Source organism: Sphingomonas alpina, from assembly GCF_014490665.1.
Classification (GTDB): domain Bacteria; phylum Pseudomonadota; class Alphaproteobacteria; order Sphingomonadales; family Sphingomonadaceae; genus Sphingomonas; species Sphingomonas alpina.
Window position 1 is genome coordinate 4,192,752 of record NZ_CP061038.1, and the last position, 12,730, is coordinate 4,205,481.

General features: G+C 66.0%; 8 protein-coding genes. 5 read left to right on the top strand and 3 right to left on the bottom strand.

Features of this window, described 5'->3' with window-relative positions:
- Positions 1-22 precede the first annotated feature (22 nt).
- The 3 genes from nagA to H3Z74_RS19495 are packed head-to-tail and all read right to left on the bottom strand — an operon-like array spanning position 23 to position 2,921.
- Positions 23-1,150 carry an N-acetylglucosamine-6-phosphate deacetylase gene (gene nagA, locus H3Z74_RS19485; protein ID WP_187761196.1) on the bottom strand — a complete coding sequence of 376 codons (1,128 nt, stop codon included), beginning with the start codon at positions 1,148-1,150 and terminating at the stop codon, positions 23-25.
- A complete protein-coding gene (locus tag H3Z74_RS19490) occupies positions 1,150-2,184 on the bottom strand; it encodes an SIS domain-containing protein (protein WP_229726688.1) in 1,035 nt (344 codons plus the stop codon). Before H3Z74_RS19490 ends, nagA begins: the two co-directional genes overlap by 1 nt.
- Entirely contained in the window at positions 2,181-2,921 is a 741-nt protein-coding gene (locus tag H3Z74_RS19495) for a GntR family transcriptional regulator (protein WP_187761197.1), read from the bottom strand. The genes H3Z74_RS19490 and H3Z74_RS19495 overlap by 4 nt, the downstream gene beginning before the upstream one ends.
- 268 nt (positions 2,922-3,189) lie before the next feature.
- Here H3Z74_RS19495 and H3Z74_RS19500 point away from each other — a divergent pair, with 268 nt between their 5' ends.
- The 5 genes from H3Z74_RS19500 (at position 3,190) to H3Z74_RS19520 (ending at position 12,689) form a co-directional block, all read left to right on the top strand.
- Positions 3,190-5,868 carry a TonB-dependent receptor gene (locus tag H3Z74_RS19500; protein WP_229726689.1) on the top strand — a complete coding sequence of 893 codons (2,679 nt, stop codon included), beginning with the start codon at positions 3,190-3,192 and terminating at the stop codon, positions 5,866-5,868.
- Positions 5,869-5,945: 77 nt separating this feature from the next.
- A complete protein-coding gene (locus H3Z74_RS19505) occupies positions 5,946-8,216 on the top strand; it encodes a beta-N-acetylhexosaminidase (protein WP_187761199.1) in 2,271 nt (756 codons plus the stop codon).
- Positions 8,213-10,675 (top strand): phosphoenolpyruvate--protein phosphotransferase, encoded by a 2,463-nt coding sequence (ptsP, locus tag H3Z74_RS19510; protein WP_187761200.1) that lies wholly within the window; start codon positions 8,213-8,215, stop codon positions 10,673-10,675. Before H3Z74_RS19505 ends, ptsP begins: the two co-directional genes overlap by 4 nt.
- A complete protein-coding gene (nagE, locus tag H3Z74_RS19515) occupies positions 10,675-12,354 on the top strand; it encodes an N-acetylglucosamine-specific PTS transporter subunit IIBC (RefSeq protein WP_187761201.1) in 1,680 nt (559 codons plus the stop codon). Before ptsP ends, nagE begins: the two co-directional genes overlap by 1 nt.
- Positions 12,355-12,404: 50 nt before the next feature.
- Entirely contained in the window at positions 12,405-12,689 is a 285-nt protein-coding gene (locus tag H3Z74_RS19520) for a hypothetical protein (protein WP_187761202.1), read from the top strand.
- Positions 12,690-12,730 lie beyond the last annotated feature (41 nt).

Genomic DNA, 12,730 nt, shown 5'->3' on the forward strand with positions numbered 1-12,730 from the left:
GGCTATGCCGGCGACATGACGCTCACCGCCCGCCGATCCAGGTCGCGAGGGGCAGACCATCCTCGCTCAGCACAACCAGGTCGGCACGCGCGCCGACGCCGATCCGCCCATGGCTTGCCGCCAGCCCCAGGAAATCGGCCGGATTGCGGCTCGCCATGACCAGCGCCTCGGCCAAGGTCGTGCCAATCATGTCGCGCGTGTTGCGCACCGCCTGCGCCATATCGAGGTCCGATCCGGCCAGGGTGCCGTCGTCATTGACGCAGACGCCGTCGATCACCTCGACGCGGTGGCCCTGCAGGATGAAGCTCTTGTCGGCCTGCCCGACGCTGGGCATCGCGTCGGTCACCAGCATGATGCGGTCCTGCTTGGCGCGCAGTGCGACGCGCATCGTCGCCGGATGGACATGCCGCCCATCGACGATCAGCCCGCACCACGACCCGGCATCGTCGAGCGCCGCACCGACCGCGCCGGGCTCGCGCGAGGTCAGCGGCGACATCGCGTTGAACAAATGGGTGAAGCCGGTCAGCCCATGGTCGAGCGCGGCGCGGATATCGTCATAGCTGCCGTCGGTATGGCCGGCCGCGACGATCACCCCCGCCGCAACGAGCCGCGCGATCGTTTCCGGCAAGGTCTTTTCGGGCGCCAGCGTGACCAATGTCCGGCCGCGCGTCAGCCCGGTGACGCTGGCAAATCCTGCTTCATCCAGGACGATGATCTTGCCGGGGTCATGGATGCCCTTGCGGTCGATATTGAGGAACGGGCCCTCGATATGAATGCCGAGCACGCCGGGCACGCCCGCCTCGATCGCCGCATCGACTGCGCGCACGCCTTCGCGCACCGTGGCGAGATCGTCGCTGATCAATGTCGGCAGGAATCCGGTGGTGCCGTAGCGACGGTGCGCCGCGCCAATCGTCGCGATCGTCTCGACCGTCGGCGCATCGTTGAACAGCACGCCGCCGCCGCCATTGACCTGCGTATCGATAAAGCCCGGCGCGAGAACCGCCCCGTCCAGATCGCGACGCTCGGCAAAGGCCGGTATATCGCCTTCCGGGACAATGGCGACGATGTGCGCGCCCTCGACGATCACCGCCAGGCCGGCGACCAGCATATCGTCGATCAGGGTGCTGCAGTTGAAGAAGGCAATCGGCATCAGACGGTTTCGGTCACTTTGCGGAGATTGGGCGGGCGATCCGGATCATGGCCGCGCCGGACGGACAGCGCGTTCACCGCGCGGTAGAAGGACTGGATCTGCAGCATCGGCTGGATCGCCGGCGGCGCCGCGACCGAGGGCAGGGTAACTGCCCCAGCGATCTCGACCCCGGTACAGAATACCGTGCCGCCGCGTGACACCGCTTCGGCGACCAGCGCATCGACACCTTCGCCGGTCTCGTCGCCCTGGCGAAACACAAGTAGCGGGAAATCGGGGCCAACCAGCGCCATCGGCCCATGCCGCACCTCGGCCGCGCTGAATGCCTCGGCATGCAGGCCGCAGGTTTCCTTGAACTTGAGCGCCGCTTCCTGCGCGATGCCGAGTCCGAGTCCGCGCCCGATCACATAAAGTCCGCGCGAGTCGGCCAGTCCTGCGACCAGCGGAGTCCAGTCCGCCCCCCAGGACTGTGCAAGCAATGCCGGCGCGGCGTCGAGCGCGGCCGACAATTCGGCATCCTCGGCCCAGGCCGAGACCAGATCGAGGATCGCGGCCAGGGCGGCAATATAGCTTTTGGTGGCCGCCACGCTGCGCTCCGGCCCGGCCTGCAGCGGCAAGGGTGCATCGGCCAGCTCGGCGAGCGGTGAAGTGGCGTCGTTGACCATCGCCGCCAGATACGCACCGCCCGCGCGCCCGGCCTCGACCACGCTGAGCAGGTCCGGGCTGCGTCCGGATTGCGAGATGGCGAGCAGCAGCGTGTCGTCGAGCTGCTGTTGCGCGTGATAGACCGAGCTGATCGACGGCGCCGCCGAAGTCACCGGCACGCCGACCACCGTTTCGATGAGATATTTGGCGAAGGTCGCCGCATGGTCGGAACTGCCGCGCGCGCAGGTCGATACCGAACGGGGCGGCGCGGTGCGGAGCCGGGTCGCCAGCGCGGCGATCACCGCCGCATTGGCGCCGCGCTGGCGCGCCACCACTGCGCTCGCCTCGGCGGCTTCGGCGAACATCAATGTCGATTCGGGAAGGATCGTCATGCCAGTGCATTCAACTCCGCGACGAAATCATAGGCATCGCCGCGATACCAGCTATGCGTGGTCTCGATCGCGCGTCCATCCTCGAGGAAACCGCGCCGCTCGATGAACAGCCCCGGCGCGCCGGCCTGGATATCGAGCAGCTTTGCCTGTTCGGCATTGAACAGCACCGCACGCAGGCGCTGCAGCGCGCGGACCGGGCGATGCCCGGCGGCTTCAAGCGCGGCGTAGAGCGACACGCCGACCACATCGAGCCCGGGCAGGCCAAAGCCCGGTATGGTCGAATATTCCAGCGCCATCGGTTGTTCATCGGCGTAGCGGATGCGGTGGAAGCGGAACACGCGCGATCCCGGGCTGAGCCCAAGCGTCAACGACTCGTCCGAATTCACCGCGCCCTCGGTCTGTGCGATCCATTCGCTTCGCGCGGTACGGCCGCGCGCCGCCATATCCTCGGAAAAAGAGGTGAGCTTGGAAAATTGCTTCTCCACCCGCCCGCCGACAAAGGTGCCCGCACCTTGGCGGCGAGTCAGCATGCCGTCTGCGACCAGTCCGTCGATCGCCTTGCGTACGGTGATTCGCGAGATGCCGAATTCGGTCGCGATGTCGCGCTCGGGCGGCAACGCTTCCTGCGGCTTGAGCGCGCCCGCCTCGATCCCGCGACGCAACGCATCCTGCATTTGCTGGTAGAGCGGGGCACGGACGCTGTCGTCCAGCACGCCGATCTTTTCGGCCAGATTCATAAGCTAAGCATCCCCACTCTCTGGCCCGCCTCCCGGCACCCTGTGTCGCCGGCATGCATCCTTATAAGACCAATTAAATACCAGTTTCCACAATAAAATGACCATTTTGGATATCGTTCGGTAAAAAAGATGCTTGACGCTGTCATTGGTATGAAACATGTTCTGCGAATTGGTCTGGCATTGGTAGTCAATTGGCACCGTCAGACCGAATCAGGGCAAGGGCATGGGGAGATCGGCAATGACCGTTATACGACTTCTGGCAGCATCAGTGAGCACGTTCGCATTGGCCGCATCCGCCCATGCGAAGACCGCCGACACACCAATCAGCAGCGCGCCATCGGGCACCGTTCAGGCCGCACCGGCTGAGCCGGGCGCCGAGGACGACATCATCGTCACCGGCATCCGCGGGTCGGTCCAGGCATCGATCAACGCAAAGCGCGAATCGAGCGTCATTTCCGACGTGCTGACCGCGGAAGATATCGGCAAATTCCCCGACAAGAATGTCGCCGAGGCGCTGCAGCGCCTCCCCGGCATCGTCGTCAACCGCGAATTCGGCGAAGGCGAGCGCGTGTCGCTGCGCGGCACTGCGCCCAATCTCACCAAGACCCTGGTCAATGGCCATTCGATCGCGACTGCCGACTGGTTCATCCTCGATCAGGTCGCCTCGACCCGCAGCTTCAACTATCTGACGCTGCCCGCGGAAATCGTCGGTCAGCTCGAAGTCTACAAGAGCCCGCAGGCGGACGTGGAAGAAGGCGGCGTCGGCGGGACGATCAACGTCCATACGCGCAACCCGCTCGACCTCAAGCCGCTGACCGTCTCGGCATCCGTGCAGGGCGTCTATTCCGACCTGTCGGGCAAGGTCGACCCACAGATCTCGGGATTGTTCAGCTGGAAGAATGCCGATGAGACATTCGGTATCTTGATCGGCGGCATCTATCAGAAGCGCCAGACGCGCCGCGACGGCATCGAAGTCTTCGGCTACACCCCCTTCTCGGTCGGCGGTGGCCAGACCGCCTTGTTCCCGACGCTGATCGGCTCGGCGCTGTTCAAGCAGAATCGCGAACGGTACGGCGGCAATATCGGCATCCAGTTCCGTCCGTCGGATGAACTCGAAATCAATGTCACCGGACTCTATTCGCGCTTCAACGCGGACAATTTGAACCTGAATTATCTCGCCTGGCCGGAACGCGCGCTCGGCAGCGGCGGAACGGTCACCAACCCGACGATCGTCAACGGCGTCGCCGTCGCCGGCACCGTCACCTCGAGCAACAATGCCGGCAGCGGCGCCCGCGCCGTGGTCTATGACGCGATCGACCGCCAGGCCTATGCCGAAACCTATTCCGCCGATCTCGACCTCAAATACAAGCCGACCGATCAGCTGACCGTGCATTTCAAGGCCGGCTGGACCAAGGCGACCGGCGCGACATCGAACGAGAATTTCCTCGAAACGGCGGGCACCGGTTCGTTCAGCTATGATCTGCGCGGCAAGGCGCCGCAGGTGAAGTTCACCTCGCCCAACCCGACCTCGCCGGCGAACATGCTGATCGACTTCTCGCGTATCCAGTCGGTCACCAATGAGGATGAAGAGAAATACGCCTATCTCGACCTCGAACATGAGGTCGACTGGGGCCCGTTGAGCGCGCTCAAGGTCGGTATCAAATATACCAATCACGACCGCACCGCGCTGCGCCTGGCAACCAATGGCGGCGTGCTTACCCCTGGCCTGATCTGCGGCGGTGCACCGTGCACCGCTGCCAGCTTCGCGAGCGGCCATGGTACGCCGGACGACTTCCTGGACGGCCTCGACACCCCCGGAGCGCTGAACAATTACTGGACCGTCGATCCGGCCAAGCTCGGCCAGATCTATGGGTCACAGGCAGCGGCACTGACCGCGAAGTTCGTGGTTCCCGGCAATACCTATTCGATCAACGAAAAAACCTATGGCGGTTATGCCCTGGCGAAATTCGGTGGCGAGGGCTGGCGTGCCAATGTCGGCGTCCGCGTCGTCAAGACCGACCAGACCTCGACCGGCAGCCTGATCGGCGGTGCCAATCCGCAGTTCACCAATCCGTTCGGTGGCTATACCCCGACCACCTCGGACCGGTCCTATACCGACGTACTGCCGAGCGCGAACCTGTCGGTCGACCTGTCGCCCAAATTCGTGCTGCGCTTCGCCGCGGGCAAGACCGTCACCCGGCCCGATTTCGTCGACATCACCCCGGGCGTCGATCTCAACGGCACGCTGCTGACCGGTCAGGGCGGAAACCCGAACCTGAAACCGTACCGCGCCAACCAGTATGACGTATCGCTCGAATGGTACCCCGATGCCGAGACGATCGTCGCGCTGGCGGTGTTCTACAAGGATATCCAGTCGTACATCGTCAACCGGTCATCGGTCGAAATCCTGCCCGGCACGTTCGTGCCAGGCACTCAGCCGGCATCGTGCGTCCCGGCAGGGGGCGGCAATCCGAATCTGTTCAACTGCCCCTTCTCGATCAACCGCCGCTCCAATGGCGACGGTGGCCGCAACCAGGGCTTCGAATTCCAGGTTTCGCGTCCGATCTGGGGCGGGTTCGGTGCGATCGCCAACTATACCTATTCGGACGCCAAGGCGAACGATGGCGGTCCGATCCCCGGCAACAGCAAGCACTCGTACAACCTGACCGGCTATTATGAGAACGACCTGGTCACCGCGCGGCTCTCCTATACCTACCGCTCGGCCTTCTTCATCGATATCGACCGCTCGGCACCGCTCAACCAGGCATCCCTGTCCTCGCTCGACGCGTCGCTTGGCTTCAACGTGACCAAGAATGTCACGCTGACGGCGGATGCGGTGAACCTGACCAACCGGAGGATCATCCAATATTCCGGCACGCGGGATCGGGTGCGCAATATCTACGACAATGGACGTCAGTTCTACTTTGGCGCACGCTTCAAGTTCTGACCAACCAGGCGGGCCGGCGCCGTGCCGGTCCGCCGCCATTGTCTTTTGACGCAGATCGAGGGCCGCCCGTGCCGCGCATGATCCAGTTCCTCCCGACTCTCCCGGCGATTGTCGGGAGTTTTTTATGCACCACCCCGGTCGCCGCGCAATCGGTCGTTCCGGCGACCGCTCAACCGGTAGCATTGCTGCCCGCACCGCAATCGCTGACCAGCGCTGAAGGCGGGTTCACGCTGACCGCGATCAGCGGCATCGCCATTCCGGCTGGAGACGATGGCGCGCGCAATGCCGCTGATCGTCTGGCGGAATTGCTGCCACGCACCGGCGGGCCAAACCTCAGCATCAAGCCCCACGGCACGATCCGTTTCGAACGCGTCCCTGGCATCGCTGCCGAAGGCTATCGCCTCACAACCTCATCCAGCGGCGCCACAATCCGTGCGAGCGACGATGCCGGCCTGCTCTACGGCGCGGTGACATTGTGGCAGCTCGCCCGCCCCGGCACGGGCGGTACCTTCATTCCCGCCGTCACCATCGCCGATGGCCCACGCTTCCGCTGGCGCGGTCTGATGCTCGACAGTGCGCGGCACTTCCAGTCGCCCGAATTCGTCAAGCGCCTGCTCGACGCGATGGCGGCGAACAAGCTCAACACCTTTCACTGGCATCTGGTCGACGACCAGGGCTGGCGCATCGAGATCAGGAAATATCCCCGGCTGACCGGGGTCAGCGCCTGGCGCCTGCCAGCGACCGCGCCCGGCGCACCGCCGCTGCCGCGCACCGGCGGCTTCTACACGCAAGAGCAGATCCGCGAGATCGTCGCCTATGCCGGCAAGCGGGGCATCACCGTGGTGCCGGAGATCGAAATGCCCGGTCATGCGCTGAGCGCGATCCGCGCCTATCCCCGTCTCGGCATGGGCGTGCCCTTGCCCAGGGGCGTGGAGAGCGACTGGGGCGTCTTCCCCTGGCTCTACAATACCGACGAGCCGACCTTCACTTTCCTGCAGGACGTGCTTGACGAGGTCATGGCGCTGTTCCCGTCGCGTTACATCCATGTCGGCGGCGACGAGGCGGTGAAGGACCAGTGGAAGGCCTCGCCCAAAATCCAGGCACAGATGAAATCGCTCGGCATCGGCAGCGAGGACAAGCTGCAGAGCTGGTTCATCCAGCGCATCGGCCGCTATCTTGCCGCGCATGACCGGCGGCTGATCGGCTGGGACGAGATTCTCGACGGCGGCATCACGCCCGATGCAACAGTGATGTCATGGCGCGGCATCGACGGCGCAGTCGCCGCTGCCAAGGCCGGGCATGACGCAGTGCTGTCGCCGGCGCCGATCCTTTATCTCAATCACCGCCAGGGTGTGACCGCCGCCGAAGGAACCGGGCGCGGCGAGCTGATCACGCTTGCTCAGGTCTATGCGTTCGACCCTGCCCCCGCCTCGATCCCGGCCGAGCAGCAACGCCATATCCTCGGCGTGCAGGGCAATTTATGGACTGAGCATGCCCGCACCGAAGAAGCCGCCGCGGCGGCGATCTTCCCGCGCGGCGCGGCGATCGCCGAACTCGGCTGGTCGAAAGCGCCGAGCGATTTCAGCGACTTCATCCGCCGCCTCGCGCCGCAAATGGCGCGGCTGTCGAAACTTGGAGTCGAGCCGGGCGCGGCCGTGTTCCGCCCGGTCACGACGCTCTCACCCGACGGCGCCAAGGCAAAGGTGATCCTGTCCGGCCAGGCGGGCCTGCCACTGCGCTACACCATCGACGGTACCGCGCCCGGCGGCGCTTCGCCGCTCTACAGTGCGCCGCTCACTCTGACGATGCCGACTCGGTTGCGCGTCGCAAGCATTCTCGACGGTGCCGCCCAACCCGGTGCGATCGACCTCAACGTCACTGCCGCGACAGTCCGCCGCCGCGACGATACCGAGCTCAAGCTCTGCACCACGGGGATCGCGCTGCGCCTGGCCGACGACGCGCCGGCAAAGGGCCCGCGCGCGGCGTTCCTCACCGATATCGGCAATCCGTGCTGGATCTACCAGGCAGCACCAATGGACGGGGTGCGATCGATCACGATCGACGTCGGGCAGATGCCGTTCAACTTCCAGATCGGCCATGACGTGGACAAGATCCGTTTCCGCACCCCTGCCACGCCCGCCGGCGAAGTCGAAATCCGTGATGGCTGCGAAGGACCGAAGCTTGCCGTGCTTCCGCTCGCACCCGCCGCGCGGCGGCCCGGCGTGACGCGGCTGACCGCCTCCCTCAAACCAATGAGCGGCGCGCATGACCTGTGCATCACCTATACTGCCAGGGGCGTGAATCCGCTCTGGGCGATCGGCGCAGTGCAACTCGTGACGGCGCCATGATCGTCCGGCTGCACGCGCCCATGACCGGCTGGGCATTGCCGCTCGACCAGGTGCCCGACCCGGTCTTTGCCGATCGCATGATGGGCGACGGCTTCGCGATCGATCCGCTCGACAATATGGTCCGCGCGCCGTGCGACGCGACCGTCATCGCGGTCGCACCGACCCGGCATTCGGTGACGCTTCGCCTCGCCAATGATGCCGAGCTGCTGATCCATGTCGGCCTGGACACCGTCGCACTGGCCGGGAGCGGCTTTACCGCGCAAGTGCGTGACGGGGAGCAAGTGACGCTCGGCCAGCCTTTGCTGCTGGTCGATCTCGATCCTGTCGCGGCGCAGGCGAAGAGCCTGATCACGCCGGTAACAGTGACCAGCGACGGCTATGCGGTGACCTTGCTGACGATCGATGCAAGCGTGACGACCGGAGATCCGATCGCCGAGATCGCGCCAGTCGCGAGCAATGCAGCTACCGCCGACCTCGGCGAGGACACCGCGCATTGCACGATCCGCGTGCCGCTCGCCAACGGCATCCATGCCCGCCCCGCCGCGCGGATCGTCGCCGCGCTGAAACCCTTTACGGCGGCGGTGACGATCATTGCGCATAACCGCCCGGCCAATGCACGCAGCATCGTCGCCCTGCTGTCGGCCGGCATCCGGCACGACGACGAAATCGCCATCGGCGCGCGCGGCCCGGACGCGCGCGCCGCGATCGCCACGGTCGCCAGGCTGATCGAAGAAGGCATGGGCGAAGAGGCGCACGCCCCCGCCCCGGCCACCGCTCCCGCTGCCGCCATATCGGGCGATGGCCTGATCCACGCCGTTCGCGCCGCGCCTGGCCTCGCCATCGGCCCGATCTTTCAGTTCCGCCCCGGCGATGTCTCCGTGAGCGAGCAAGGCGCCGGCATCCCGGCCGAGACCGCAGCGCTGGACGCCGCGCGCACGACGCTGCTTACCGCCGCCGGTGGGACTGCCGGTGCGGGTGCCGACATCGCCGCTGCGCATCGTGCGCTGATCGAGGACCCGGAATTGCTCAGTGCGGCCCAGGCCCTGATCGTACGGGGCAAGAGTGCCGCCTTTGCCTGGCGCAGCGCGATCCGTGGTCATGCCGAGGCAATCCGCGCCACCGGTGACCGGTTGTTGATCGAGCGCATCGCCGATCTCAAGGATATCGAACGCCAGGTCATCGCCCTACTCACCGGGACCGAGGCGACACTGCCGACCCCGCCCAAGGGTGCGATCCTGATCGCCGACGAATTGCTGCCCTCGCACTTCTCGCCGCTGGCCGAGGCCGGGATCGCAGGCATCTGCACGGCGTTCGGCGGCCCGACCGCACATGCTTCGATCCTTGCCGCCTCTGCCGGCCTGCCGATGCTCGTCGCCGCCGGTCCGGCGATCCTCGAACTGGGTGATGGACAACGGGTCGTGCTCGATGCCGATCGCGCCACGCTCGACCCCGCGCCCGACACGGCCACGATCGACACGGCCACCGCGCGGCTGACGGAGCGCACCACCCGTGTCGCAGCCGAGGCAGCCGCCGCGCTCGACCTGTGCGTGATGGCCGATGGTACGCGGATCGAGATCGTCGCCAACCTCGCCAATGCTGCCGAGGCGGGGCGCGCCGTTGCGCTCGGCGCTGAAGGCTGTGGGCTGTTGCGTACTGAATTCCTCTTCCTCGACCGCGACTCCGCGCCGGACGAGGAGGAACAGCGCATGGCCTATGCCGCGGTCGCGGCGGGCCTTGGCGGTCGCCCGCTGATCGTGCGCACGCTCGATATCGGCGGCGACAAGCCGGTCGCCTATCTGCCCTTTCCGCGTGAGGATAACCCGGCGCTCGGCGCGCGTGGCATCCGTTTCTCGCTCGCCCGGCCCGATCTGCTCGCACAGCAGTTCCGCGCGATCCTTGCCGGAGTGCCGGCGGCGCAGTGCCGCATCATGCTGCCGATGGTGATCGATGCCGGCGAACTCGCCGCGGCGCGCGTGATCCTCGACGAAGCGCGCGCCGCGCTTGGCATCGACACGCCGGTGCCGCTTGGCGTGATGGTCGAAACCCCCGCTGCGGCGATGCTTGCCGCGAGCCTGGCGCGTGAGGCCGATTTCCTGTCGATCGGCAGCAACGACCTGACGCAATATGCGCTCGCCGCCGATCGCGGCAATCCGGCAGTCGCGGCGAAAGTCGATGCGCTGCACCCCGCCGTGCTGCACCTGATCGCGCGCGCTGCCGAGGGCGCGCGCGCGCATGGCCGCTGGCTCGGCGTGTGCGGCGGTATCGCCTCCGATCCGCTTGCCGCACCGATCCTGATCGGGCTCGGCGTGACCGAATTGTCGGCCACGCCCGCCGCCATCCCCGCGCTCAAGGCGGTGGTGCGGCAGCTTACCCTGGGCGATTGCGAGGCACTCGCCGAGCGAGCGCTCGCCGCAGCGACTGCCGCGGATGTCCGATCATTGCTGCAAAGGACCGCCTGATGCGCCTCGGTCTCGACCGTCTCCAGCCGCTCGGCCGCGCGCTGATGCTGCCGATCGCCGTGCTGCCGGTGGCGGGGCTGCTGCTCCGCCTCGGCCAGTCCGACATGCTCGACATCGCCTTCATCGCAGCAGCAGGCCAAGCGATCTTCGCCAATCTCGGGCTGCTCTTCGCGATCGGCGTCGCGGTCGGGCTGGCACGCGAGAATAACGGTGCGGCGGGCCTGGCCGGGGCGGTCGCTTTCCTCGTCACGGTCGAGGGCGGCAAAGTGCTGCTCACCGTGCCGCCCGAAGTGACGGCGGCATTCGCCGAACAGGCGACCCGCGATCTCGCCACCGCGGCGTGGAAGACCAAGGAGCTGGCCAAGCTCAGCGTCCCCGCCGGCATCCTGTCCGGGCTCGTCTCGGGCTGGCTCTACAACCGCTATTCCGGGATCAAGCTGCCCGATTATCTTGCCTTTTTCGGCGGCCGCCGCTTCGTGCCGATCGCCGCCGGGTTCGCCGGGCTGATCGGTGCTGCGGTCTTCGGGCTTGGCTTTCCGATCCTCGAAGGCGCGATCGACGCGCTCAGCCGCTGGGTGGTCAGCGCCGGGCCGATCGGGCTGTTCGTCTATGGCACGCTCAACCGGCTGCTGATCGTCACCGGGCTGCACCATATCCTCAACAATATCGCCTGGTTCATCATCGGCGATTATCATGGCGCGACCGGCGACCTGAATCGCTTCTTCGCTCGCGACCCCAGCGCGGGCGCGTTCATGAGCGGCCATTTCCCGGTCATGATGTTCGGCCTGCCCGCCGCATGCCTCGCCATGTACCGCTCGGCCTTGCCCGACCGGCGCAAGGCAGTCGGCGGCATGCTGCTCAGCCTCGCGCTGACCTCGCTGCTGACCGGCGTGACCGAGCCGATCGAATTCACCTTCATGTTCCTCGCGCCCCTGCTTTACGTCCTGCACGCCGTGCTGACCGGGATAGCGATGGTGGTAATGGATGCGCTCGGCGTCCGGCTCGGCTTCGGCTTTTCCGCCGGGCTGTTCGACTATGTGCTCAACTATGGTCTGGCGACGCGGCCGCTGATGCTGTTCCCGGTCGGTGCAGCCTATTTCGCGATCTACTATTTCGCGTTCCGCTACTGCATCCGGCGCTTCAACTTGAAGACGCCGGGCCGCGAGACCGAGCCGGCCACCGTCGCCACCGCATCGTCATCGTCGGACGATCAGGCGGCGGGGATCGTTCGCGCGCTGGGGGGATCGTCCAATCTGGTGTCGATCGATGCCTGCACCACCAGGCTGAGGCTGAAGCTGGTCGATCCGGCGCAGGTCGATGAAGCGGCGCTCAAGGCGCTGGGCGCGCGCGGCGTGGTCCGGCCCGGCGGTAACGCACTGCAAGTCGTGCTCGGCCCGATCGCCGACCGCGTCGCGGGCGAGATGCGCGCGTTGTCGCACGGGGCCCCGCCAGTCGCAGCGCCGGCGATGGCCGAACCGTTACCTGCTGAACCGAACGCAGCATGGGTCGCGGCGCTCGGCGGCGCGGCGAATGTCCTGGAGCTGTCGATCAGCGCCGGCCGCGTGCGTGCCCGCGTTGCCAATCCCGCCGCGATCCAGCGCGGTGCGATTACCCAAGCCGCGCCACGCGGCTGGAACGAGGTATCACCCGGCGTGATCCACGCCCTGGTCGGTTTTTAGAAGAACAAGCTGCTCCCCGGCGAAGGCCGGGACCCAGTCGGGAAGCAGCCTTGGCTGTCAACGTGATCATCGACATGACTCTCAAGGTGGATCAGCCCGATTCAACTTCCCTGCCAATCATGGCAGCGTCGAGCCGGACAGGACGTCACGACATCCCGCCCCGCTCTTTCGCATTGTTGGAAAACAAGGACTGGTTCCGCGCCTGCTGTTCCGGCGCAGAACAGCAATCGTCGATGCTGTTCTGCGCTGTTCCGATGCTGTTATTGAATAACAGCACGGACCGGGTTCAAGCTGTTGAAAATCGGTCCGTAATTTTGGCCGAAAATCCAACTTAACAGCATCGGAAAAAATTCGGCCGATTTACAGCATGAACGCA

Bases quoted from the DNA above. Each gene is read 5' to 3' on its own strand.
- H3Z74_RS19495 (WP_187761197.1), bottom strand. From the start codon at position 2,921: ATGAATCTGGCCGAAAAGATCGGCGTGCTGGACGACAGCGTCCGTGCC.
- ptsP (WP_187761200.1), top strand. From the start codon at position 8,213: ATGATCGTCCGGCTGCACGCGCCCATGACCGGCTGGGCATTGCCGCTC.
- nagE (WP_187761201.1), top strand. From the start codon at position 10,675: ATGCGCCTCGGTCTCGACCGTCTCCAGCCGCTCGGCCGCGCGCTGATG.
- H3Z74_RS19490 (WP_229726688.1), bottom strand. From the start codon at position 2,184: ATGACGATCCTTCCCGAATCGACATTGATGTTCGCCGAAGCCGCCGAG.
- nagA (WP_187761196.1), bottom strand. From the start codon at position 1,150: ATGCCGATTGCCTTCTTCAACTGCAGCACCCTGATCGACGATATGCTG.
- H3Z74_RS19505 (WP_187761199.1), top strand. From the start codon at position 5,946: ATGATCCAGTTCCTCCCGACTCTCCCGGCGATTGTCGGGAGTTTTTTA.